Below are 24,551 nucleotides of genomic sequence, written 5' to 3'. Positions count from 1 at the left end.
TGGCTCCGTTCAGGTTCGATGCGCACTTTAATGGGTTACGGCGACGGCTTCCGCCGGACGCTCGGGCAGTCCCGCGCGGCGGTCGAGGCGGCCGCTCAATGCTGTCAGCGCGAAGGCGAGCAGGGTCACGGCAGCCGCGATCCAGGGCGTATGGCCCAGCCCCAAATGCGCGACGATCACGCCGCCCAGCGACGAACCGCCCGCGACGCCGAGATTGAATGCGGCGATGTTGAAACCCGATGCGACATCCGTGGCTTGCGGCGCGAACTGCTGCGCCTGCTTGACGACGTAGACCTGCAACCCCGGCACGTTGCCGAACGCGACGGCGCCCCACGCGAGCATCGTCAGAACGGCGAGCCACGCGTTGTGCGACGTGAACGTGAACACAAACAGCACGGCTGCGAGCAGCAGGAAAATGCGCTTCAATGCCTTGATGGGGCCTTGCGCATCGGCGAGCTTGCCGCCCCATACGTTGCCGAATGCGACCGACACGCCATACGCGACGAGCACCATGCTGACCTGCGACGGCGTGAAACCGCTGATCTGTTCGAGAATCGGCGCCATGAACGTGAAGGCGATCAGCGAGCCGCCGTAACCGACAGCCGTCATCGCATACACCAGCAACAGACGCGGATGCGCGATCACGCGAGCCTGTTCGAGCAGCGCGGCAGGGCGCTTGTGCGGCAGATTGTTCGGCATGAAAAGCAGCGCGCCGAGCATCGCGACGAGACCAAACAGGGCGACCACGAGGAACGTCGCGCGCCAGCCGAAATGCTGGCCGATGAACGTGCCGAGCGGAATGCCCGCGACGAACGCGACGGTCATGCCGCTGAACATCGTCGCGATGGCGCTCGCGGATTTCTCCTTCGGCACCAGCGTCGTCGCGATGATCGAACCGACTGAGAAGAACACGCCATGCGCAAGGCCGGTAAGAATCCGCGCGATGACAAGCGATTCATACGAAGGCGCGCGCCACGCGACCAGATTGCCGATCGTAAAGAGCGCCATCAGCGCGACCAGCAAGGTCTTGCGCGGCACGCGTCCCGTTAGCGCGGTCAGCAGCGGTGCGCCGATCGCGACGCTCAACGCGTACAGGCTGACGAGCAGGCCCGCGGAAGGAAGATTGACGCCGAGATCGGCAGCGATGGTGGGAATGAGGCCGACGATAACGAACTCGGTCGTCCCGATCGCAAAAGCGCTGAGTGTCAGCGCAAAAAGAGCAAGTGGCATGGTCGTCTACCAGAGAGCTTCAAAAGGATGGACGAAGTGTGCCGTCTTTACTTTTGCAGAAAAACTGGTCTATAGAGGAAACACTTTTGATTTCCAATCAAGTATGAAAGTCACATCCGATGAACTGCGGACCTCCGCAACCGTAGCCGACATGGGTCCGATCACGGCCGACGCCGGGAAGCTGGGTAATTGGGTTTTCGGCGTAAGCCGGGCGCTTAGACGGCCCGATGTCCATGAATTGACCGAAACCGCGCGGATATTGGATCTCGAGATCGCTGCAGTCGCGAGTGTCAGGTGGCCCCTGTTTCGGGGTAGTCGCTCTTTCCGTGATGTATGGACCTGGCGCCTTTTGCACGCTTCTTATTCGTGATGTCGAAACGGTCTGCATGCATGTATCCGGCTTGCCAGATGGGCAGTTGCCGAAGCACGCCCGCAGCCTTGATGAGATCCCCGCGCCCCTGTCCTTAGCAAAATCGCGGCTTGCCTGAAAGTGCAGCCGGCACGGAAAGGGGTAATCGTTCGATGCGTGCAAAATCTGGCGGTTTTCACGAAAAACGACCGATAGATCAATGGCGTGCGCAAACCTTGATCGCACGAAATCGAGGAAGCGGCAAACCTTTAGTGCGCAAGCCTCTGTGCCCTGCAACCGCCAGATTTTGCATGATAAGTACGAACACCCCAGACAGCGTCACGCCTGTGGATTTCGATGCCGTGTTCTATCCGGGCGGACATGGTCCGCTGTGGGACCTGGTCGACGACCGGAACTCGATTGAACTGATCGAGTCGTTCATCGCTGCGGGCCAACCCGTCAGCCGTTGCTGAACGGCAAGGAAGTCACGGGATTCAGCAACACCGAAGAAGCCGCCGTCGGTCTGACCTATGTGGTTCCGTTTCTGGTCGAGGACGTACTCAAGGACGAAGGCGCTACGTACTCGAAAACCGAGGACTGGGCTCCGTACGTAGTCAGCGACGGCCCGCTAATCACAGGGCAGAATCCCGCATCGTCTTTATTGGCAGCGACGCATCTGCTGAATCAGCTTGCGCTGGCAGCGAACGCGTAATCGGCTTGTATTTGGAGATTGATCTGCGCCGATGGGTTTTGCGGCCAGAACGGCAGCTTTGGCACAAGACGGACGACGTACCCCCTACGTCGCCCTCAGAAACCCACACGCTCATGAACAAAGAAGACTCGAAACCGATTTCTTCGATTGACACGGAAAGTCATATCAGTTGTGTGAGCGTGCATGAGCGGCGGTGAACGAGAAACCAAACCGTACTATTGCGATAAGTCTTCTTATCGAGCTATTTTAGGTTTCAGTGCGCGCTCGCTCTATGAACAGGCCATTGATCTTGGGCATAAAGCTTCCGCGCTCAATCCGGACTTTTCCGGGAGGGGGCGTGTGAGGCGCAGAAGACGGGAGCGTCGTCCCGGACCGCACAAAGGCTATGCAGTGCGATCGCCGCGGCGGTGATGACAAACATTGCCAACGCCGACTGGAAGCGCTGCGTTAAGTCGTGACCGCCTGCAAGTCGCTCCGGTGCAACACGGCGGCCCTTAACATTATCGGATGGAACATCGCCTCTTCTATAATCAGGAAACGCAGATCAACCCCTTCGCAGGGAGTCCCAGTTTATGAGTCAAGCCCGCGGGCGATATGCGGGATCCCGGGACAGCGGCCAACGCCATCCTCGCCGTGACAATCAATCCCAGCCAAACCGGCAGGGACAACCGTACGCGAAGACGCCTCCCCGCGACGCCGCCCAGACTGCCTCAATTTTCAAAACACGGTCGTTCCAGTTTCTGGTGGAAGCGGTGGGCGCGGAAAATCTCGCGATCGCACTTGAATCGAACATGACACGCGTGGGCGAACTGATGAAAGGCGAGCGGTTCACACCCGAGACTGCGTTTCATATGGAAACCACGCTTGGATTACCGCATGGCTTTTTTGACCAGCCCAATCCCGGGCTCGCAGCCGAGACCATCGCGCGCCTGAAGTCACCGCTCGACTTCATTCAAACGGACGACGGATCCGACGTGGAGTCGGAAGCACTTCAGCCGGCTTCTGCCCTGAACGTCGATACGCAATCAATTCCTGAAAACGGTTTGTCCGAGGAAGTGCACATGCCCAAAAAAGCAGCTGGCGGGTCCCCCAGAGCCAGCAGGAATAGTCGAAGCGAAATGCCCGAACAGCCAGCAACCCGCGCGCCGCTCAAAGCTGCGCCTTCGAAACACAAAGCGCCTTCCAGAACGCCCCAGCAGCAACCGCTGGCATTGAACGACATCGCCGAGGTAGAGAGCATCCGACGCGCGATTCTCCGCCTACTCACGAGCCGTAACGGATCGAAGGTGAAACTTGGCGTTGTCATGGAGATGAGTGGATTTAACATCGCCGATCGCCTCCATGGCAAAAAGCGCATGGACAGCGTCGAAGCAAACCGGTTCACGGAACGGCTTGGTTTGCTGGCCGGCTGGCTGGACACGCCGCGCACCGAGGCCGAGATTCCAGAGTCGGTGTCACAGATGCTGACGCCTGCTTCGCGCGGCCGCTCCGCCTCCCAATCAAACGTCCCACTTGCGGCTGCGACAGACAAAGGCACGCCGGGGAAGAAGGCCGCAAGGGCGAAGGCACACGCCGGGCGCGCGCACGCGGATGCCGTGGGTGATTCGGCACACCCCTCACCTGTTTCGGCGGGCGCTGCAGAAGCGCAGGAAACGATCGTCGTCAGCCCGCAAGTGCATGTCGATGATTTTCGCGGCGATCCTGACGGTCGCGCACAGGGTGGCAGCGATGGCCAGGCATCCGCAGCCTCACCGTCAGCCCGTGGGTCGCTCCCCGCCTCCGCGACACTGCAACAACACCCGGCATCGCTTCCTGTAGCGTCTGTCACCAGCCTCGACAACCTTCACGGCATTGAACCGATAGCAGAAGCATTGATCAAGACGCTGGCAGGTAAGGCACGCACCGGTCGACTGGATGAATTGAAAGCGCTGGAACTTTTGCAGCAGGCGATCCTGTTGTGAACGGGTGGTAGCGTGCCAGCCCGCCTTCTACCATCATGTGTAAGTGCATCGAGGTAGTCGGACTGGTATGCAGAAAATCGCTACCGTGCGAGTCGGCGATCGATCATCGATCCGGCCGCGGATCGTCGTGAGTGCCGCACTGTCGGGAATGGTGGTGAATCGGATCGTCTGCCGCGGCGACAGGATGCGGCTGTTACGGCGATTTGCGGATTCGCAGCAGCATCAGGTGATGCGGCAGCCATCGACCTGCTGATTGGCAGGTCTCATTCCGGCGTGGTACAAAGTCATCCGTCGTGGGCGGTCGCTACGTGCCGTACCGCGTTCCTGACAGCGATTTTCAACGTCTACAGGTTTAAAAATGGCAACTGGTACAGTGAAATGGTTTAACGATGCGAAGGGCTTTGGTTTCATCACGCCGGACGAACGGGGCGAAGACCTGTTCGCTCACTTCTCCGAGATCAAGACGGAAGGCTTCAAGTCATTGCAGGAAAACCAGAAAGTAAGCTTCGACGTCAAGATGGGACCGAAGGGTAAGCAGGCCGCAAATATCAAGCCGGCGTAACAGGCACTTGCATCATCCTGTCGCAGAACCCGCCTCGCGTAAATCACATTTCGCGCGCCCAGCGTAGCAGGAACCCTCGAGGGTGATGGCGTTGTGGGTGTAGTGACACCGGGCAGGACAGACAGGGTCTGCGCGAACCCGTTTCTGGTGCAGTCGGCAGCACGGTCGCTGTCGACGCGCTCCCCTTCCTCGTCGCTCCCTTCTCGCCCACTTTCGGCTGTCGCCACGTTCTCACACGTACAAAGCGTCGTAACTACGCATGGCCCCTCAAAACAACGCTCCGCGTTTCATTCCAGTGACCCGGTTCGCCGCACTCGTCGGACACCACGGCGTTGACATCCGCCCATCTTTTATCGTATGTCAAAGCCACGGTGTTCATGTACGTCGGATTACATCCGGCATGGGTTGCGTGCCCTACCCGACCTTCGCCGTACCCTCCAATCACACAGATCGAGGATCCGTCGATCCACGGCAAACAGGAATGCCAGCAAGGCGCGCAGGATTGAGAGGAGCGCGCCTCAGTTCATCACCCGGCTGACAAGCATTGATAACGCCTCGGGGCTTGTCGACTCCAGCTCCTGCCTGTTCTCGAATTCCACCACATATCCCCAAACACAACCCTCCTCGTCCCTGGGAAAAAGACGCGTTATAAAATGCCCCCTCACGCATGGGCACCCGACCAGACCGCATCCGCCGTCTGGTGGGCTCGTCGCTATCATGCCGTTGACCGGCACTTGCGCACTTTCATCGATCAGTCCGTCGACGGGAACGCCGTCATACTGGATAATTTCTACTCGAGGCATTGCTTTCCTGGCATGGGTTAAGGAAATTCAACTAAAGAAACAATGACCTTTCGACACACTGTATTCATTCACTTCGAAAACCCTATCCAATCGCGTCCTTGAAGTTGCCTTCAGCGCTTCCTCACCGACACTTATAGGGTGTCGCCAGGGTGCCTTCCACCTCGTCGATCACACTTCTAAATAACGTTATATGGAGTGCGAATGAAGTTTATCAAGAAGGTGTGGTTCTACTTTTTTCCATCCGATGCTAGCGAAACTCCGATTCTCTTTTTCGCACTTGCAGTTTCGGTGACAACATGTGGCTGTTTTATCCTTTGGTTGTGGATCGTACACACGCCAGAGGCGCTGTCAACAGACGGTGCAGCGCATGCCAGTTGCCTGAGTAATCGCCAGCGGGCATTTAGCCCGACCGGTGGCTAGTACCTCACAACAGTCAGTCAACAGAACCGGGAGGCAAATCCGTTGGATATTCTCCATCTGAGGAACAACTTGAGAATGCTGAGACCCATTTTCCAGTAGCTTCCTGAGTGCGCAAGAATATCAGCGATTTTTGTTCCCCGGTCATCTTGTAAAGGCAACAACTGAGCGACCACCGCTACGACGCTCATACGAGGGATAATTTTGGCGCCAGACTTCTGGAGCAGAGACTATGTGCCGCCCTATCGCGTGATTAACCGGACATGTCCAGCCACCATCCCGGCGAGCCGAAAAGCTGATATCCGTCGTCGGTGCGACACTTCAGTCATCTGATTCCCGGTCCGCTCCCCATTTCTCTCGGTATAGCCAGACAGTGCCAGCTTCACGTTGGTCATCGTATACCACCAGGCTCGTTCACCGAACGCAGCTACGCGAGCTTGAGTCCCCGGCGCATCCGCACTGCACGGCACCGTCCGGGATGCACAATCTGGAATGCCAGGGTTTCGCACTCGTAGAAAACGATGAGGCAATTCCCGAGCGGCCCTTACGGTCCGTGAACCCTATCTCAAGCGATCAACTGGTTTTTCGAAATCGTGCAGCAAAGCATGAAATCTCCACCAGGCTTGCTTTTTGGCGGAGCCAGAATCCCCCTCTTTCTAGCAAACGGTTTGATGGCGCAGCTCGAGATGTTCTGCGATGAATCAGACCGTTAGTTGCATACGCCCTTACGCAATCGACGGAGTCGACGGCTTCGAAATGCTTGCCGTTTGAACATTAGACGCTTCAACGAGCCCATCAAGCAGTCCATCACAGCGACTGTGCGTCTGCCCTGGATACATCGCCGACATCCGGGCGAAGTCTGGTTGTTCTCTGCAGCCAAGGTTAACACCAGCGTCATCGCCCCGGTCCAGCAAGCGCGTGGTGCCTGCGTTCGCACCCACCACGCGACCTCTACGCGGGAATTTGCCTTATATGCGGTCGCACATACGCTGCGCTGGCTGCGGAGCGACCGGTTTGGGCACACGTTTGCGAAAAGACTATGCGAGTGCCGATACCACTCGACTTGCATCCGGAAGGTGTCGTGCGATCCTTGGCATCAACTAACCGGATATCTAAATGCGCACACTGCCACCAAACCTAAGTGTTGCCAATCACTTGCTCCGAACTTCTTCGGAATGCTCCGTATCGGAGGAAATCGATGCTCAAGGCCCATGACCGCGAGGTGAGAATGGGGAACGTGTTCTCTTCGTTGGCACTTCCGCGGCCTCCTCCCACAGAGCGGCGTGAGCGGTCAACTGCTTTATAAGATCTGCTCGCCTACCGGGCCCCGGTCCGTGCCCTGAATCCCCTACCGACAGACATTGCACGTTCCTATCGACGACTCCTCGACGGCCTGCTCTTTTACTCTCATCACCACACTTTTTTTATGAAAGGAACCGGAAATGAAACTATCCAAAAAGCTCTGGCATGCATTCGTTGACGAATGCAGGGCGTTTATCGTCGAATGCTTCATGCCTTTCATTGCCTTCGCAAAGAAAATAGCGCGTTGCCGTCGTAAGTGACGACATGGAATACTCGATATGGAGTTTTCGCAATGAAAGTCACCCGATTTACGACGATCAACGACCAGAAAGCAATTCGGGTCGTCACAGCATCCGGCGTCACCGGCTATGTTGATACCGCGATCCCGCCTGAAGCCCTGGAAGCATGGCGCCGGCGCCTTATCGCGAGACTGAAGCCCACGATCTCCCCGCTACGCCGCAATGTAAGACGGCAGCGAAGACGCGTGCGTGTTTCTGCCCGTCAACACGCACGCCGCCCTCGTCGGAACCTGCGCATGAACCTGCATAAGCGTCGCATTCCCCTCATCAGGCGTCGATAGCATGTACCGGCTTGCGTCTCAGCAGAACCGTGTGATCCTGGACCTGCTATCCGCTGCATACAACCTGCGTGACGGCAGTTGAGCCCTTATCCACTACCTTGAGGAAATGATTGATGCGCACCGGCAAACACAGCGACTCGCTGCTCAATTTCATTCACCCGGACCATGCGTGCCTTCCGTTCTACGTCAGGATGTTCTTCAATGGTGTGGCCTTACTGATCTTCTTCGCACCACCGTTCATGGCGATCACATCCGGCTTGGGGATGGTGATGGGACTGTCATCGCTTCAGCAGATATTTCCAGCGTTGGCGCGCGGTTTTGCTCACGAAGTCATCACACTCGCCAGGCTCGGAGCCATCGCGTTCTCCAGTCTCTTACTGACAGTCGATTTCTTCGAACGGCATGAACTCGCCCGCGTCGTCCGCAAAGATATCCATGACATGATCGAAGAGTTCGTGATGCCCCTGTTCCGCTAGCCTTGGTACAGCCGTCCACCAGACGACCATAAAGTGGCACGCACACCCGAATGTTCCAGCCCGGCCGCTGTTTCTTGAAGTCCGGCGGCGAGCGCATCAACGCTTGACTCCGTACCATGCGGGGTTGGCGATACGCATCGATGCGATGCGCGAAACGCTCACAGAGCGCATGCCGAACTTTCGTCGTGGAAAGATCATGCCTCGACTTGCAGACCCTCAACTTTCCCACAACGGCTTGCGCTCAACCTTTCATTACCTCCACCCTGACCGAAGTCTTTGGCCAGCGTTGCCTGGATTATCTGTCGACCTGCGCTCACATCGCCGATCGTGAGCTCGCGGCTTACGGGTTGTGTAACGGCATCAGCAAAAAGTCCTAGGCAACGACGTTATTCACAACGACGTCGCTCGCTGAACAGGCTTCCCGTTCTTGGCCCAAGCATAGTCGGATCGGCTGTCATGCCGAAAGCGCAGACATGTCGATTTCCTTAACTGATGAAGTTTGGACGGTGCGAAAAGGAGGTAGATCGTTCGACGTCATTCGAAGCACAGGCGCCGACGCATTGATTTGCCTTTTGCTCGACCCGAATGAATATGGACGTGAAGCATGGCGAACAAGATCGCGATGGTCGCGAAGATCGTAGCTTCTATCAAACAATTTCGAGGACCCAATGCGCGAGCTTCTCCGAGATTTCTTTGATGTGTTTTTCTGGGTCCCAGCGGCTCTTCTGGCGCTGAACCTGCTCAGATCTTTCGACGTAGGTGGTGCTCGCCTTAGCGTCGCGTCGAGCCAGTATCTGCTGGCGATCACGCTGGCGGCGGCGTGGGCGTTCTGGGCACGCCGCCGCGACAGCTGGACGTGGACGCAGGGCGCATTCGGTGTGCTGAGGCTTGGCCTCCTTCGACTGTTGCTCGCTTTCAACCAGTACAGCATGTATGGCGCGATTATCTGGGGCCTGGGTTTCCTTGGCATGGTCTACCAGCTTCGTCGCATGCAGCGTAACGGCGCATCGAACAGCACGGCAGCGCCTCAGGTCGCAAAGGCATCGACGGCGGCACAGGGCCAGCCGTCCCAGCAGCAACAGCCGCAAGCGCCCACCTACGACTATGACCACAAGGTGCAGGCCGCCCGCTATACGTTTGACGACATCGTAGGCATGGCGGACACGAAGCGTCGACTGCTGGCCGCCGCGGAGGAGATTATTCAGGGGGAGGCGTCCAAGCGAAACGGCATGATGCTATTTGGCGAACCCGGTAACGGCAAAACACTTTTCGCGGAAGCGCTTGCCGGCCAGCTGGGCATCCCGTTCTTTAGCCTCGCGTACGGCGATGTTGCGTCTGCCTGGATCAACGAGACGCCGATGAAGGTAAAGGCAGCGTTCGATCGCGCCCGTCGTGCTGGTGTCTGTTTATTCTTCGTGGACGAATTCGACTCCTTTGTGAAGGCCCGTGACAGCCGGGCATCGCATTCGATGGATCAGGATCTGACGAACGTGATCCTGACGGAGGTAGTGTCTCTGCGAAACTCGCGCGTGGTATTCGTCGCGGCGACGAACTTTCTGGACAAGCTCGACGCGGCGAGCATTCGCGAAGGTCGCTTCGACTACAAGATCGAAGTCCCCTCGCCCGACTTCGAGGCGCGGCAGGCCATCCTGCGCAAGTCGATCGGCGAAGCGTTGGACTTCGCTGCCGTGGATGGCAACGTCGTCACTAGTCTCGCGGACCGGTGGGAAGGTTTCAGCGCCAGCCGTCTGTCGAAGGTCGGAGACGAGCTCAAGTCGATGCGTCGCGATGGTCTGATCGGTCAGGGTAAGGTGTCCTTCGACAGTGCCATGCTTGCGATGCGACAGATGGTCGGCCGTAAGGGCAAGCTGCCGGAGAAGGTGCTGTCGATTGACGAGATCATCATGCCGCCGCAGTCGCGCGACGCGCTGAAGGATCTGGCGTTCAAGATGAAGAACATCGCCAGTCTTGAGAAGATTGGTGGTCGTGTGCCGGTTGGTCTCGCATTTATCGGCCCGCCGGGAACGGGCAAGACGGCAGCAGCGATGGCGTTGGCCAAGGCAAGCGAATGGGCGTTTCTCAAGATTACGGGCGCTGAAATCATGGCGGATCCGGAATCCTGGGACAAACTCATTCGCGAGGCCCGGGAGATACGGCCGACGGTAGCGCTTCTCGACGAAGCGGATGACATTTTGTGTGACCGACGTTACTCGAGTCACCACACGCTGACCAACAAGCTCCTCACGACACTGGATGGCGGCAGCGGTCGTATTCGCGACATCATCTACATCGCGGCAACCAATCACTACGACCGCATTGATGAAGCAGCGACGCGCGGCGGTCGCTTTGAGGAAAAAATTGTGTTCGACGTGCCGTCCGCGGACGACATGCAGCAATACGCTACGAAAAAGCTGAAGACGCTGGCAGGTACGAATTACCGGATCCTCCCGGCTACGCTAGAGACGCTGGTACTGGCTCTCACAAACCAGGCCATTGCCAATGCCGACGCCGTTATCCAGAGGACGATCGACTCTGCGGCAGTGAGGGCATTGCGTGAGCAGATTGCCGAGATCCGACCGGATGACGTCGAATCGGCGGTCCGTACGGTGTTCGCCGACGTCCCTGATCGAAGTAGAGATCGCTTCAACGGCTAGCTGCACTCGCGCTCTCCGCTGCTTGCGACGCGCCAGCTGTCGGAAGTGCAGCAACAGGCTGCGAGCGTGCAGCAGTCAATACCAAGCACTCTGCCCTGCCCAATCGGGCATAAGGCCATCGCTTAAGGCGGAATGACTCGCCGCACAGCCCAACGCGCCGCTTCGCCCGTCCGAACCCGAGTACAAGCGTGCCCATACGCTCGCCCGCTTGCGACGAAATCTGACGACAACAGCCTTAGGACTGTGGTGTGCACCGCTCCAGCCGTCTGGTGCCGCTTCAGCCGTGACCACCGGGTCGTGCCGCTGAGCACACACCGTCCGCGACATATGCGCAAATCGTGGGTCTGCACCGAGATGATCTGTCGCACCAGCCCAACAATGAGGACATCACACGATTCCTAAAACGCGGGAGCCTGCGGCAGCGCCCCCACGCCGTTAGGTGCCACCTCAATCGTCCACGTCGTCGCCCGGAGATTTCCCCCGTGTAACGCGCGTGATCGTTGGCAGCCGGTCCCGGAAAGGCAGACGCAGTTGACGGTCAGCGTGCTGGCGGCTCTTCACCGTTCCCTTGCGTTTCACAGGCTCTGCCTTCACCCTTTCATTGACGACTTTGGCTGCAAACCTGCCGACACCACGCACCAGTGGTTTCGACGGATCAGGACGAACACGCCCTGCTGGCATCGTGCGGTAATAGGAACCAATGAGGTCCAGAACTCCTTTCGGCGCTTCGCCCGCAGCGGCGAGCCGCTCCTCCAGGCTGGTCACAGTCCCAACCGGCGCTCGCTGCGTTGCGTTGTCGACGATACCGGTGGACGCACCGCTCCCGCTTTCCCCCGGGGATTCCGAGCCAGCCGTTTGCGGATCTGTGTTCGGTGGGCTGCCATAGTAACTATCTCGCGTAATCCGGGCGCGGCTGTGCCCGAGGTTTTCGCTGACCTGTTTCTCCAGAATCTCTAGGTCTTCGCGCGGCATCTGGTTTGCCTTCCCACCGAGTGACGCCGGAACGAACCCGCGAAGGAGCGCGCAGTTTTCCGCGTACTCTGCCCGGCCCCCATGGCCCGTCACAAAGACATCCCTTCTGGAGATGCCGAGCTTCTTCATATATTCCTTGTACCGCTCAAGGCTGTACGGCAACTTCGCGTCTTGGCCGCGCCGCGTTTTTTGCCACCCCAGATGAGCCCGCTTGGGAATCCGCGATTTCGCATAGTCGAGCGCCCATACCTGAAAAGGGAACTCGAGCCGGATCAGCCGCTGCCGCCCGCCCTTGGTGCCGTCGCGCTCATACATCATGAACGCGTTCTGTCCCACCGCCCGAAGATCGTTGATCCACGGGCGAATGCTGATCGTTTCCTTGCGCCGGTAGCCGAACGCAAATTGCATCGCAAGAATGATTCCGAAGCGCTCATCCAGCGCAAACGCCTCCTGGAGTTTCTTCTCGACGTCGATCCCGTTTGCGCTCCAGGACTTTGACCTGTTCCCGGTCGCGGCCATGTTCCGGCGCTCAACGCGTTCGACCGGTGCGTCAGGGAGATAGTCCCTGAGCGATCGCACAACCCCTTTCTTCCCCATCCAACCGTAAAACTTCCGGATCACGGAGAGATCGTTGTTCATCGTCGACGCCGCCTTGCCCTGCTCGTACCAGTACCGCACAAGCACCTGCACATGGCGCTCGGTCAAATTCTGCGGCTTTTTGACCTTGTGGTTGAGCTTGTTGTGCCACGTGTCAAACGCGCAGAAGATGACTGTCGTGTTGTGCTCTACCGTGCGATGCGCCGCCACACGGCCATTCACGCGTCGGCGAATATTGGCTTGCAGAATCGCGTCAACACGCTTGCGCCAGCCATCCGGATCATTGTCGAGCGTATCGTCGACACGCGGTTCCGATCCCGTACTTCTCAACTTATAGCGAGACATCTCCCTCTCCCACAATGTGAAATATCGCCCCTCTGCCTCTGTTTGACATGGGGAGACTGGTTCGCGCAATGACGCCGCGAACCTGTGCGTTGGAGCTCGTTCCTCGTCCCGGTCTCGCCGCCGGTCTGAGTTCGATGCGCGATCTTCCGCGCACCCGGGAGGAAGCAACTCCCGCATATCACAATGAGAAATGGTCGGTCTGTCGTAAAAATGTCCATTCCGGCGGTAGCCTGACCACTCAAAACTCCGCTCAGCCTCGCCCTTACGGTCACGAGGTTACCTGGTACCAGACCAGGCGCCGGCCCCTTGAAGGGGAGCCAATCCTGCGCGCTTCCATCCTTCGCGATGAGGAACGGTCGGAGATAGCGCACGTATCTCCAGTGTTTGATCTTCCCTGCCATGACTGGCGGGCAAGGCGACCCCACTCACCCCGACGCTCTCGCGTCCAGTGAGTAGTCCGTCCACCAAGGACGGTTACGCCTACGGTTCTTGCGAATCCGATGCGTTTCCCCCAAGCGCGTATGTCGTACGACGGTTGAGGCAAACAACCCGCTCGGCCGCACTCGTCAAGGGTTTGCGCCTTGCCTCTGTGTGGATATGTCGGGGATTCGCTATGGGCTGAAAAAAACGCCCGTAAGGGCGTCGGATGCAAAAAACGACGTTCGCGCGGATAACTCCGCGGAACCTTTGAGGGGTGTTCAGTGCGAGTACTGAACACAGATGCCGCCTAACCGCGACCCGGACTAATTCGTTGTCGCACTCGGGTTAAACACCTCAGAGTAGCGCTGGCTCGAAGTAAAACATAGACACCTGGCATTTGCAAGGGATGTACGAAACGAAAAACGTTAATCGCTTAGCAATACATAGAAATCCTCCAGACTGCACTTCAAGGGCAGTGAGCGAATGGCGCATTTTGAGAGCGAGCTGTTGGCAGCGGCCGCCGCGCAACCAAATCTACGGCGCCTATTCGAGACATCGGCAAAAGGCTTCAACATCGCCTCTGCACGGCCTCCTAACGGCAGCCCTATGGCATCGGTGTGGCATCGGTGTGGCATTGGACGGCAGCAACGCGGCGGCGTCATGGCATCACTGTGGACCCCTCGGCATCAAATGGTATCCACGTGGCACCGATGTGACATCAGCCGGCATCGCGATGGCCTTGTGTGGCATCGAGACAGCTTTTATGTGGCATGGATCCGGCATCGGAACTGCATCGATGTGACATCGGAGTGGCACTTTCCTCGGCATCGCACGGCATCGACATGGCACCGATGCCACTCCGTGGTGGAATCGCTACGTCATCGACATGGCATCGAACGGCAGCAGTGGGGCACCCACAGCACACCGATACGGCATCACGGACCTTGCTTGCGGCCGATTCTTAAAATGGCGCACTAAATGGGTTCACATTTCTCCGACGCCTTGTGCGGGAGATCCAGCAAACTGCTCATGCATGGACTATTCAAAGGCCAGGCACATATCTCCCTAAAGAGACATCGAAAGAAATGAAAGTAGAAGAGTTCCTTGCGTCCGAGCACTTCGAGCCGCGCACAAAAATAAGTGAGTTCGATGCAGAGATCCGCCTGTTGAGATCACGCGGCGTGAGTGCACGAAACATCGCCAAATTCCTGGTTCTAAACAGTGTTCCGGCCACAAAGAACGGGGTGGTCAAATATTTCCTGCGCCACCCGGAGCGCTATTCCCCAAATAAAAAGGTGGCCCGCTCACAGCACCGCGATGCTTCGGGTCCCGCAGCCTTGCAAGAAGAACCGGCTCGATCATCGCAACACGAGGGCGATTCGACTGCAGAGCACCTGGCGGACTCGACCAAGCAGGAAAGTCCCAAAGCAAACGCGATTTTGCCCGCTGAAGAGCCGAAACCAAGAGTTGCACCGGGCAATCACTCCCTCACTGCCCGCGACCCTATGGCGACTATTCGGCCAGCAGATCCAGCAGAAGAGTCTCGTGGTCGAGAACCCGGATGTGAAAACAAAGGAGATTTGCAGGAGCAACCCAGTGACGCCACGAATGAAAGCGAAAACACCCGTACTTTCGATACGAGTGGCACCACGAGCGTTCACTATGATCGGGATACACGCGTGCGAACTCAACTGGAGCCGTTCGAAGACGAGCGCCGCGTGCAGGGCAAGATTAAACACTGGGACCCGTACCTTCCTGAGAACCAGGAGGCCGTGCGTGAATATGTACAAGGGCTGAAGGCAGGGACCATCCCCACGGGCGTGATTACCAATTCTGAAGGACAGTCAAATGAGCGGAAAGAAGATCCTGATCATCCATAGTTTCGGCGGCGTCGGCAAAAGCACCATCGCGGGTTGCCTGATTCATCCGCGCACTGGTGGCGAGCTCCTGTCCGTCGAAAGCAGCAACCTTGATGCGTCGGCCTATGATCTGCGGGTCCATCGATACAACGCAGCTGAGTACACAGAATTCTATACAGACTTTCGCAGGTACTCAGCGCTCGGCAACGTCATCGCAGACATCGGCGCATCGAACGTCGAGAAATTCATCGACCATCTCATTAAATCCGGTGGTCATGAGCAGTTCGACTACGTCGTAGTCCCCGCGACGCAGAAAGTGCGTGGTGAGACCGAAACCATTACCACGTTGCAAACCCTTCTCGACGTCGTGGGAATTGCTCCCGCCCGAATTCGCGTTGTGTTTAACAAGGTCGACAAAGCCCGGACCAACGCGCCCATCGAACAATACTTTCCACGCCTGTTCGCTTTCGCCGGGCAGGATGGCCGGATTCAACTCAATCCGAACTGCTGGATCCCGGAACTGGAGGTCTTCTCGGTTCTCGCCTCGGCAACCCGCAGCTGGTCGAGCGTACGTAGCGACCATACTGACTATGATGCCAAGATTAACGAAGCCACTATTGCGCAGGAAACGCGAGCTATTGAGCAAGCCGCGAACAATGCCCTGATGCAGACGATGGTGCGTCAGGCCTCCAGATATGTAGACCCCGCCTGGGACGCGCTGAATATTGATATCGCCGAACCAGCTACCGAAAAACTTGTTGAAGATCTCAGACGTAACCATCAAGTCGATTGCTCATGAACAGCGACATCCCGACGATCGAGACTGCTCGCGTAGCACTCTTCTACAAACAGATTCTCGAGATCACTCAGAATCTGGAGGCAACGCAGACTGCTACTGCACAGACCGCCGAAAAATTGGAGGTTCTGATCAGCGCGGTTAGCAAGCAGGGAGTGCTGCCGGAACACGCGAAACAGCTCATCGACGAAGCCATAGCGAGAGTCGCCGAGATGATCAAGGATGATCCGATCTGGGAAGAGCGCTATAAAAAGATGGGCGAAGAAGTGCATTTCAACGGTTATGCCGAGCTCGCAACACTCGTCGAATTCAAGAAGAAAGAGATCGAACACAACTTCAGCACAGCAATCACGGACGCGCTTGCTGCGGTAGAGCTTCAGGTCAGCCACTTGAAGGATGCTGTCACGGGCAGGTCGTCCCTCCCCATTCTGGCGACCGAATCGACGCTCGGCCAGAAGATAGGTTGGCATTTCGCCAAGGCGGCCGCGCGGTTGCATCGTTGGTGTATCAGCGCAATGCCGCTTCATGTCTTTATCGTCGCTATTCTGCTTACACTGATGCTAGGCAAACTGTTCTTCCCTAATAACTTCTCGCGCTAGTGACCCACGGGGTGCTCAATCGAGCTCCCCTTCTCAACCCTCAGATCTACACGTTCCCGCTCGCTTCGGATCAGATAAGTAACCGAACCGCCGCTTCGTCGCGCTTCGCTTGAAAGAACGCTAACGCAATTTCAGAAACTGAATATGCAGCGCCCGTTTTCATCCGAGTCCAACAAGGCGGACTGCTCCACGAACGATTACCGCCTCTCGCTATGCGCGATGGAGTGACGCACCGCCGAGCGTTCGACATGAAATCTCAGGGTCCTTAGCGATCCACATCCCAAGCGCAGCCACTTCGTAGCAGGACTTGTCGCTCCTCAGCAACCCAAAACCGCTCTTTTCAAGCAGTCAACTGACCACGTCCGACGTCTTGGCGTGCATTGCGCTGTCGATTTCAGTCTCACAGTGAGACGAAATCGCGTGCGCTCCACGTTGATTTGAAAAGAAAAGCCCGGATCGAATTTGCACAGAATCGCTGATCCTTTGAATAAATTCGATCCGAGATCGCTCTGCGCAGCAGCGCTCTGACCGTCCATCGGAAGAAAGTCCTTTCGCTAAATTCCACACGTATTGAACCGATAATGGCTGCACTCGTCCCCGCTTCCGCCATACATTTCAGTACGTAAGGACGGCCGTTCTTAAAGGTACATCGGCCATCCTAACGGTCGCAATGGCTGATTACTTGCAGCGATTGCGACCGTTGGAACCGAATCGTGTTCCAGCCGGCGCGCGTTTTGGGGTTCGCGGGAATCTTCGAGGCGGTCTATGGCCTTGCTATCCACCTGCGGGAGCACCACGACGTCGATATATTCGAGATGGCCATACTTGACCTTGTCCTGGTGGTAGAGGTGGCGCCAAGTGGAGAGACGCCGGTTGCCGTTGACTACGAAGCCGTCGTGGTCGAGCAGGATCGGATCGACTTGCTTGTTGTCGGGTTTCTCGAAGAACTTCCGAAGGTCCGACTTGTCGGCATGAGACTCAGCAGAAGCGCATGCTGGGCTTCTTGTGCATCGAGCATCTCCGGGTCGCCAGTGAAGAGGTCTTCGCGTGCGGTCGGGTTCTTGGCGAGGTATTCCACCTGGACCGAGGCCGTGCGCCCATTCTCCAGGCGATACCTAGGGATGTCTTGATGAATGCGGATGACGGGCAGGTCACGAGTTTGTCCTTGGAGGACGACGCGAAAGGTCGCGGTCGTCCCGGCGGTCATCGAGTTCTTGAACTGCTCGCGCCGCTCAAGGAGCGGCCATACTTGATGAACGATCGCTTACTAGCACCACCGGGAAGAACAGAGGCGCCTGGAATCATTGCCAGTCGCAACTGCCTGTGTCAGTCGCAGCGCCGGACTTCAATCCAAACGCGGTTTTCTTGGCGCTTTTTCTGTTGATATGAACCATCGTTCCCTGACTCACCATCTGATACTCACCTGTGACCTGCTTTCCGTAGACCTCAATCCACGTCGTGGTGTTTTCATCAGGGGAATTCTTGTCGAGTGTTTCCGATGTTGCTTGCTTGTCTCACGAGGCCACAATGAAGCGTCTCGAATTGAATTGACGATTGGTGACCTGCCCAAGGTGTTGGATGCCGTGGACAAGAAGGCTGACTGGTCGCTGGAGGAGCCTGAGCAAGCGACAACTCCGTTACCTTTGCCTCTATCTGAATCCGAAATCAGTAGTTCAAACCCGCCAGTTCTCTTTTGAACCTGGCGGGTTTTCTTTGCCTGCGGGCGTGGGCTACATACAGCGGTGGAGTCACTCAGCCGTTCAGTTGCGACTCGACATTCAGGACGATCCGTGCGAGCGGGTTGCTTTCTGCGGATTGCGGCGCGAGCTTGATCTGGGCGAAGGTGACGATAGCGAGAGCGACGACCAGGAGTGCGCCAGACGCGGCGATGCGGGGAAGGTATTTCATAGGGACCTCATCTTGATGGTGAAGACAGAAACTGGGCGTAGCTGACAGGCGTATCGACTCACCTTCAGCGGCATGTCTGTCCGCAACCCGGCAGCGCCGGACGCGGTCGTCTGATCGAACTTGCCGATCGGACGGGCTTTGTGCAGTGCACTATAACACGACCGTCAGATCGCACCTACCGATCGCACGGGCTTGTGCAATGCACTATAAATGGTTAATCCACGTGCCCGACGCGGCATCCTGTCGCCAGCGGATGCTTAATTGCTCGAGCGTTTCGCACAGGCACGAACGAGGCCGAGGTGTCCGCCTCGACAGTCTCCCTGCTGGAGCCCGCTAGATTGAAGATGGGTTTGCGGTCGGTATCAATTGCGCTATGATTAGGTATCAACTGATACTTTAATCGGGAGTCGCATGTCGCTGATTACGCCTGAAGCAGTGGCCGCGGTCATGGGACTGCGGCAGGTTCCGCACACGCTCGCGGAGCTCGAGGCACTTGTCCGCGACGGCCTGCCCAAGTCCGCGCTGCGCGCGGGCGTCGAACATGCGACGCAGGGGGCCGACGCCCGGCGTGCGCTACTTGCCCGCATCATCCCCGAAGCGACCTATAAGCGACGTCGCGATCGGCTGACACCAGACGAATCGGAAAAGACTGAGCGGCTGGCCAGGATCGTCGCGACGACGGCCTACGTCTGGAACGACGAAGAGGACGCGCGGGAATTCCTGTCGACGCCGCATCCGGAGCTCGAAGGGCGGGCGCCGCTCGATGTTGCGCTGACCGAGCTCGGCGCGCGCCGGGTAGAAGAGCTGCTCTGGAAATTGTTTTATGGGTTGCCGGCGTGAAGCTGTTTCGAATCGCCGACACTCGACACACGGTCTGGAGTGGCACTGGCGCGATGCTGGTGGGCGGTCGCTTCAATAGCCCGGGGCGACCGGTCAGCTACGCCGCGTCGACCTTCGCCGGTGCGATGCTCGAGGTTCTTGTTCATGCGCGCATCGGCAAGGTACCGAAGACACACGGATGGGTTGAAGCAGCGGTTCCCGACGATATTCGCGTCGAACGCCATTCGGTCGAATCGTTGCCTAGGGGATGGGATGCGCCAGCACTGCAGGCGGCAAGGGAGTTCGGCGACGCCTGGCTGACCGAGTCGCGGACCGCGCTCCTGATCGTACCTTCCGGCGTCGTCCGTGCAGAATTCAACGTGCTGGGCAATCCCGCACACCCCGACGCGGCGCGGATTGCCGTGACCGAGCCGCAACCCGTGGTATGGGACGACCGCCTCTTTGGGATGCCGTCGGTCGGACACTCCTAGATTAGGATGGTGACGCTTTGCTACTCGATGGATATGACTAGGACGTCGCTTCCAGTTTAGTCCGTACTCGCCGCTCGGAATTGCCAGTGCAGCGCCATCCCGTATGCTCCGTGTCTGGTTGCCAAAGCCGACTCGGCGGTCAGTTTTTGACAATTGCCCCGACATTTGAATCTGGCCCAAGTGCCTTGCCAGAAAGGAGAGACGGCTATCGTCCCAAGCGTCACATCCGGATTGACACTGTGTGCCGCCCGGGACCGTCGTTCGTCGGATATACCTGTACCGGTGCGCGTCTATCTTTCATCTCAAGCCGCGACCTGTGAGCCCGGCGCCGGCATATAAAATCCGTTTGAGACGGATCAAGTTGTCGCGCAAATATGCGAGACATAGGAGGAAACATGCGCCTTGATGATGAAGCAGAAAGTCAGAACGTCGAAGACCGGCGAGGCGGCGGAATGCGGGTAGGAGGTGGCGTCGGTATAGGCACCATCATCATCGCGCTGGCCGCTTCGTATTTCTTTGGCATCAATCCACTCACCATCATCAATGGTGCACAGGTGCTCCAGGGCAGCGCCCAACAGCACCCAGGGCCGACGAACGCGCGTCCCGTCGAAGATCCGGGCAGCCAGTTTGTACGTCGTGTGCTCGGTAATACGGAGCGCACCTGGCAACTGATCTTCCGGACGCGCTTCAACCAGGACTACCCGGCGCCCAAACTCGTGCTCTTCACCGACGCAACGCCAACTGCTTGCGGTACCGGTCAGTCCGCCATGGGCCCTTTCTACTGCCCGCCTGACCGCACCGTGTATATCGATTTGTCGTTCTATCGTGAATTGCGTGACCGCTTCGGTGCCGGTGGTGATTTCGCACAAGCGTACGTGATCGCGCACGAGGTCGGACATCACGTGCAGAACGTCCTGGGCATCTCTGACAAGTATGAAGCGGCCCGTGCGCGTATGTCTGGCGCACGGCGCAACGCGTTGTCCGTGCGTCTTGAATTGCAGGCCGACTGTTTTGCCGGTGTATGGGCTGCCGTCGCGAAGCAACAAAATGCCAGGCTGATCGAGCCGGGCGATTTCGAACAGGGTCTCAACGCAGCCGGCGCAATCGGCGACGACCTTCTGCAACGGCAATCGCAGGGGCGTGTCGTGCCCGAAGCATTTACGCACGGAACAAGTGAGCAACGGCAGCGCTGGCTGCGGCGCGGCTTGTCGAGCGGCGATATCCGCCAGTGCGACACGTTTTCAGCGCAGTCGCTATGATTCGTAGTCGTCGCGAATATCGTTCCAGCGCGCCCGCAAGCCGTCTGGCATTGCGTAGCGCCCGCTGGGGATTATGACGCTCTACGTCGGCACGCACTGCCCGCCCACCACTGCCTGAAGCTCCAGGCTACTTTCAGCGGCAATGTTCGCCGCGGCCTGCGTCAGGTCGCCATCGGGTTGCGTTCCAGAATGAGTCACGCCACAAGCGAGGCGCGTAAGCCGCGATCGGCGGTTCGACTGCACCGCTTACGCCGGGAGCGCAGAGTCAGAAGGTTCCATCCAAAAACCACGCTTCAAGGGAAGCTCTAGCCTTCAGGCCGGGATAGTTCAAGCGTCGAAGTAGATTGATTCGAGCGACAGCGAGATGTCGAAGATGGATTGCTTCCGTTGTCCCTCGGTGCCATAAAACTGCACCTGACCGCGTGATCTGATGATAGCGACTTCGCGAGCGCCGCTTTCCAGATAAGCGTTCACTCTGTTTGCAATGCCTGTCGTAGGCCGATCCAGAAGCACTTCCACACAGAGATCTGGCGCAAACGGAACAGGGAGATCCCGGTCAATTCCTTCCCACTTCTCTGGGAGCATCCACACCACGTCTGGCACACGGATACCGAACGACCGCGTCATGACGGCAGTCGACATCCCGGCGATATGACCGATCTGCTCGGTAATCTGACAGTAGACATCCGTCGCAATGATCTGTCGCCGGGCTGACTGTTGTGGAAACGCTACCACTTCACCGTGTTGACCCACCTCAGAACAAACAGCGCTACTGTGTTCCGCACCAACGTTGATTCGACACCAGGTTGCTACCAGTCCGTCCTGTTCCAGAAGAGTCGACACAAGCAAACGCCTCAATAGGGAAGTTTTCTAAGGGTATTCCCTTTCTGCGTTTTTGAACATATTGTTTTTGTGTGCAACGCACAAGACAGCCTTGCTGTTCGCCATGCAATCGGCCAGCATTCGGCCTATCCTGTTCTGTGCCGATACTCCGAGGCGTTATGCAGCAACTGTTTGCCGGAGATTGTTGATCTTGTCGATTAAGAATTGGTGCAGTGCGGAATAATTTCTGAACCACCGCTGTTCAATTCGGTCTGACGCCCTACGCCCATCGATGCCCTAAACGGCGTGCGTTTTTCCGGCGTGTTAGCGTATCGAATGCTTGAGGCCCGTCGTACGTGAACACGTTTCCTCAGGAGTTGCTCGTTACCAGACCTACGGTAAACCTGCCGTAACGGTGAAGGGCTAGCATTCGCGTGATCACAGGAACTGAGATGGAACTGGACTTAGACACTTTTCGACGGTTGCGTCGCCTCGCCCCCGTACTTGACGACGTGCTGAACGCACGTGAAATTGAACACGCAGATCAGGCTGTGTACCTCGACGACCTCGCGCGACTCTGCTCCCAACTATTTGACGAGTATCGTCGTCTGCACCCGGAAGAGACTGCACAGGCTCAGCTGGAGGCGCTTGTGCCCCAGTGAGATTGCTGGGCAGGCGATCGCCGGCACATACGCGTAGAATCCTGCCTCGCGCTGTCATGCCGCAACCGGGTATCTTGATCCACGTCCCACGCCCTTTCGCCAGTGAGTCCGATGCGCTCAGGAGGCCTTGAATCCGCCGGCGACAGGCGAATTGCCCAACATGCGGCAAGCAGATAGCAAACAGCAACCTTAAAGACAACAAATAATTGTGCTGCCTCACAAAGACCCGTGCAGCCGCGATCGCGCTAACCGGACAATTGCACGAAAATGAAGGTCGCCCCTAACGTCCATTAAATCTGGCGGCTCACCCGATCAAGCAGCAACTGATCCGCAGCGAATCAGAACTCGCCCTGGCTCCCTAGCCGCTATCGTTACGGGATCGGATGGGAAAAAGTCATGCGCCGTATCGCGCATGACTTCCCAACAGTAATATCGCGCGTTTAGCGCGTTCGTAGCTGGCAAAACCCGCCGCCAGCGCGCCGTCGGATGGCACCTGCGACGATACACGAAGACGCTGAAATTTTAAATAGTGGGATCGCTTCCATTTGTGGTTTGTAGTTCGAGCGATTTATTTCACCTGGCGCATACGTGCTGCATGATTTCTATTTTTTAGACCTTTTTCGCCGAATTTTTATTTAGCTATCCATATTAAAAAATGATCAATTGAATTACGCCAAACAATATGCAGTTGGAATGTATGGCGTACGCGACCAAATCGATCCGATCCGCTTTGATCGCCAAGGTGGCGTTGACGTTTGAACCTACAGAAGGCATGAAAAACGTAATGCTTATGCTGCATACGACCCGATTGGTCGCACAAATGCCGCACCAACCCTCTGCTTTGCGCGATCGATCGATCAAAGAATGACGCGATTCAAAACACACCTTTGACCGCTTCGTCACCTAACTGGTAATTCCGGTTAGTCAGACGCGGGGTCCGGTTCACCAATGGTCGCGCATACAGCGGATGACGCAAACTCCTGACTTCATGTTCCAGTCTGAAGCACTGCGCACCGCTGACAGGATCGATGAGATCGGCGAAGCGAAACTGATGGGGCTCTTCTCCGTACGCCAATCCACGTCCCGCGAGCCGTGCATGGGGTTCCGAGAAATTAGCCACGTAAATCTGAATATGATGCCCATCGTATTCCCGGCTTGCCGTGGGCGTTTCCGCGTAGATGAGCTGCTGATGCCCACCGACTGCCACCACGGCCTGCATCGATCCGTTGCGCTCGTGCACGTCTGCTGAGGCTGCGAAGATCTCGCCATAGAACGCAGCAATCGACGCCGCGCAGCCCACGGGTACGTCGAGTTGAACATACGCGATGCCAACGTCGATGCGTGACCACGGATCAGCTGGCGCACGCGCATCGGGGTCGAGGCAATCGTAACGATTGCCCCATGGACACGTCACTTCGACGCGGTCGTCCCGTTCGATCCACCCGAACTGGCTGTGGACGAGCAGCGGCTGCGCGGCCCGCAGCCGCTCGATCAGCGCCGCGCGCGTGCCCACAATCAGCCCGACATGTCCACGCAATCGCTGGGCCTCGCCGTGCGGCAAGTGGATCTGCGAGCGACCGATATTGATCCACATGTTCGTCACGCCCGTCATCAGATAAGGATCGCGCGTCAGCCCGAGTGCGCTTACGTAGAACACCGTCGCGAGACGCTGGTCCGGTATGGTGAGATTGACGTGCTCTAGCAACACGAGATTGCCCGTATCTTCACGTGTGTAATCGGAACGATCCATCTAGGGTCCTCGAAGTGTTGGTGCGATAAAGCAAACATACACCACTTGTGCGGTGCTAACCGTCTCGCTGCTGGCGCCTGAGCCCGGAAACTCGATGCGCAGGACATCGTCGAGAACGAAATGTACGACACTGAACCCACCACTGCCATCACGCCGAGTTACACAAACCTTAAGAGCCGCCAAGGTGGACCGAAGTGGCTGTCATT

The 24,551-nt window shown here is 57.6% G+C and carries 17 protein-coding genes and 1 pseudogene; 13 read left to right on the top strand and 5 right to left on the bottom strand.

The window, feature by feature from the left end:
- Positions 1-27: 27 nt before the first annotated feature.
- Positions 28-1,230 (bottom strand): MFS transporter, encoded by a 1,203-nt coding sequence (locus tag DK391_RS05345; RefSeq protein ID WP_109476944.1) that lies wholly within the window; start codon positions 1,228-1,230, stop codon positions 28-30.
- Positions 1,231-1,929: 699 nt separating this feature from the next.
- Here DK391_RS05345 and DK391_RS05340 point away from each other — a divergent pair.
- From DK391_RS05340 to DK391_RS05305, 5 genes and pseudogenes are all read left to right on the top strand, one after another.
- Positions 1,930-2,291: pseudogene (locus DK391_RS05340) on the top strand (type 1 glutamine amidotransferase domain-containing protein); the annotation flags it as partial.
- A 572-nt stretch (positions 2,292-2,863) separates the two neighbouring features.
- Positions 2,864-4,252 (top strand): hypothetical protein, encoded by a 1,389-nt coding sequence (locus DK391_RS05330; protein WP_109476943.1) that lies wholly within the window; start codon positions 2,864-2,866, stop codon positions 4,250-4,252.
- Positions 4,253-4,610: 358 nt separating this feature from the next.
- A complete protein-coding gene (locus tag DK391_RS05320; protein ID WP_091790428.1) occupies positions 4,611-4,814 on the top strand; it encodes a cold-shock protein in 204 nt (67 codons plus the stop codon).
- Positions 4,815-8,029: 3,215 nt separating this feature from the next.
- The gene (locus tag DK391_RS05310) at positions 8,030-8,392 is read left to right on the top strand and encodes a hypothetical protein (protein ID WP_109476940.1); all 363 of its coding nucleotides are present in this window, start codon (positions 8,030-8,032) and stop codon (positions 8,390-8,392) included.
- Between the two features lie 668 nt (positions 8,393-9,060).
- Positions 9,061-11,046, top strand: a complete 1,986-nt coding sequence (locus tag DK391_RS05305; protein ID WP_109476939.1) for an AAA family ATPase — start codon at positions 9,061-9,063, stop codon at positions 11,044-11,046.
- 447 nt (positions 11,047-11,493) lie between these two features.
- Here the strand turns inward: DK391_RS05305 and DK391_RS05300 are convergent, their stop codons facing one another.
- Entirely contained in the window at positions 11,494-12,960 is a 1,467-nt protein-coding gene (locus tag DK391_RS05300; protein ID WP_162600683.1) for a phage integrase N-terminal domain-containing protein, read from the bottom strand.
- Positions 12,961-14,465: 1,505 nt separating this feature from the next.
- Here DK391_RS05300 and DK391_RS05295 point away from each other — a divergent pair.
- From DK391_RS05295 to DK391_RS05280, 4 genes are all read left to right on the top strand, one after another.
- The gene (locus tag DK391_RS05295) at positions 14,466-15,260 is read left to right on the top strand and encodes a hypothetical protein (protein ID WP_109476937.1); all 795 of its coding nucleotides are present in this window, start codon (positions 14,466-14,468) and stop codon (positions 15,258-15,260) included.
- The gene (locus DK391_RS05290; RefSeq protein ID WP_109476936.1) at positions 15,229-16,038 is read left to right on the top strand and encodes a hypothetical protein; all 810 of its coding nucleotides are present in this window, start codon (positions 15,229-15,231) and stop codon (positions 16,036-16,038) included. The genes DK391_RS05295 and DK391_RS05290 overlap by 32 nt, the downstream gene beginning before the upstream one ends.
- Complete coding sequence (locus DK391_RS05285) at positions 16,035-16,634, top strand: hypothetical protein (protein WP_109476935.1); 600 nt, start codon at positions 16,035-16,037, stop codon at positions 16,632-16,634. The genes DK391_RS05290 and DK391_RS05285 overlap by 4 nt, the downstream gene beginning before the upstream one ends.
- A 713-nt stretch (positions 16,635-17,347) precedes the next feature.
- Positions 17,348-17,764 (top strand): hypothetical protein, encoded by a 417-nt coding sequence (locus DK391_RS05280; protein WP_109476934.1) that lies wholly within the window; start codon positions 17,348-17,350, stop codon positions 17,762-17,764.
- Between the two features lie 622 nt (positions 17,765-18,386).
- Here the strand turns inward: DK391_RS05280 and DK391_RS44125 are convergent.
- Positions 18,387-18,542 (bottom strand): hypothetical protein, encoded by a 156-nt coding sequence (locus DK391_RS44125; protein WP_162600682.1) that lies wholly within the window; start codon positions 18,540-18,542, stop codon positions 18,387-18,389.
- 411 nt (positions 18,543-18,953) lie between these two features.
- Between DK391_RS44125 and DK391_RS05275 the strand changes: the two genes are divergently transcribed.
- The 3 genes from DK391_RS05275 to DK391_RS05265 all read left to right on the top strand — a co-directional run bounded on the left by DK391_RS05275 (position 18,954) and on the right by DK391_RS05265 (position 21,111).
- A complete protein-coding gene (locus DK391_RS05275; RefSeq protein ID WP_109476933.1) occupies positions 18,954-19,382 on the top strand; it encodes an antitoxin Xre/MbcA/ParS toxin-binding domain-containing protein in 429 nt (142 codons plus the stop codon).
- A complete protein-coding gene (locus DK391_RS05270) occupies positions 19,379-19,852 on the top strand; it encodes an RES domain-containing protein (protein WP_109476932.1) in 474 nt (157 codons plus the stop codon). Before DK391_RS05275 ends, DK391_RS05270 begins: the two co-directional genes overlap by 4 nt.
- 395 nt (positions 19,853-20,247) lie before the next feature.
- Positions 20,248-21,111, top strand: a complete 864-nt coding sequence (locus tag DK391_RS05265) for a neutral zinc metallopeptidase (RefSeq protein WP_109476931.1) — start codon at positions 20,248-20,250, stop codon at positions 21,109-21,111.
- Positions 21,112-21,438: 327 nt separating this feature from the next.
- On the opposite strand, the gene DK391_RS05260 is transcribed toward DK391_RS05265, so the two are convergent.
- Positions 21,439-21,954, bottom strand: a complete 516-nt coding sequence (locus DK391_RS05260; RefSeq protein ID WP_109476930.1) for a Uma2 family endonuclease — start codon at positions 21,952-21,954, stop codon at positions 21,439-21,441.
- A 431-nt stretch (positions 21,955-22,385) separates the two neighbouring features.
- Here DK391_RS05260 and DK391_RS05255 point away from each other — a divergent pair, with 431 nt between their 5' ends.
- Positions 22,386-22,595 carry a hypothetical protein gene (locus DK391_RS05255; protein ID WP_109476929.1) on the top strand — a complete coding sequence of 70 codons (210 nt, stop codon included), beginning with the start codon at positions 22,386-22,388 and terminating at the stop codon, positions 22,593-22,595.
- A gap of 874 nt (positions 22,596-23,469) precedes the next feature.
- Here DK391_RS05255 and DK391_RS05245 read toward each other — a convergent pair.
- Positions 23,470-24,345: a glyoxalase/bleomycin resistance/dioxygenase family protein gene (locus DK391_RS05245; RefSeq protein ID WP_109476927.1), complete on the bottom strand. Its 876-nt coding sequence runs from the start codon at positions 24,343-24,345 to the stop codon at positions 23,470-23,472.
- Between the last annotated feature and the right edge of the window lie 206 nt (positions 24,346-24,551).

The organism is Paraburkholderia sp. C35 (assembly GCF_003121405.1).
GTDB lineage: Bacteria > Pseudomonadota > Gammaproteobacteria > Burkholderiales > Burkholderiaceae > Paraburkholderia.
The sequence above is the reverse complement of the archived record's forward strand: the minus strand, read 5'-3'. Positions and strand labels throughout refer to the sequence as shown.

Excerpts from the sequence above, each read along its gene's own strand:
- DK391_RS05265 (WP_109476931.1), top strand. The coding sequence starts at position 20,248 with ATGCGCCTTGATGATGAAGCAGAAAGTCAGAACGTCGAAGACCGGCGA.
- DK391_RS05290 (WP_109476936.1), top strand. The coding sequence starts at position 15,229 with ATGAGCGGAAAGAAGATCCTGATCATCCATAGTTTCGGCGGCGTCGGC.
- DK391_RS05295 (WP_109476937.1), top strand. The coding sequence starts at position 14,466 with ATGAAAGTAGAAGAGTTCCTTGCGTCCGAGCACTTCGAGCCGCGCACA.
- DK391_RS05310 (WP_109476940.1), top strand. The coding sequence starts at position 8,030 with ATGCGCACCGGCAAACACAGCGACTCGCTGCTCAATTTCATTCACCCG.
- DK391_RS05275 (WP_109476933.1), top strand. The coding sequence starts at position 18,954 with ATGTCGCTGATTACGCCTGAAGCAGTGGCCGCGGTCATGGGACTGCGG.
- DK391_RS05255 (WP_109476929.1), top strand. The coding sequence starts at position 22,386 with ATGGAACTGGACTTAGACACTTTTCGACGGTTGCGTCGCCTCGCCCCC.
- DK391_RS05320 (WP_091790428.1), top strand. The coding sequence starts at position 4,611 with ATGGCAACTGGTACAGTGAAATGGTTTAACGATGCGAAGGGCTTTGGT.
- DK391_RS44125 (WP_162600682.1), bottom strand. The coding sequence starts at position 18,542 with ATGAAATACCTTCCCCGCATCGCCGCGTCTGGCGCACTCCTGGTCGTC.
- DK391_RS05245 (WP_109476927.1), bottom strand. The coding sequence starts at position 24,345 with ATGGATCGTTCCGATTACACACGTGAAGATACGGGCAATCTCGTGTTG.
- DK391_RS05300 (WP_162600683.1), bottom strand. The coding sequence starts at position 12,960 with ATGTCTCGCTATAAGTTGAGAAGTACGGGATCGGAACCGCGTGTCGAC.
- DK391_RS05305 (WP_109476939.1), top strand. The coding sequence starts at position 9,061 with ATGCGCGAGCTTCTCCGAGATTTCTTTGATGTGTTTTTCTGGGTCCCA.
- DK391_RS05330 (WP_109476943.1), top strand. The coding sequence starts at position 2,864 with ATGAGTCAAGCCCGCGGGCGATATGCGGGATCCCGGGACAGCGGCCAA.
- DK391_RS05345 (WP_109476944.1), bottom strand. The coding sequence starts at position 1,230 with ATGCCACTTGCTCTTTTTGCGCTGACACTCAGCGCTTTTGCGATCGGG.
- DK391_RS05285 (WP_109476935.1), top strand. The coding sequence starts at position 16,035 with ATGAACAGCGACATCCCGACGATCGAGACTGCTCGCGTAGCACTCTTC.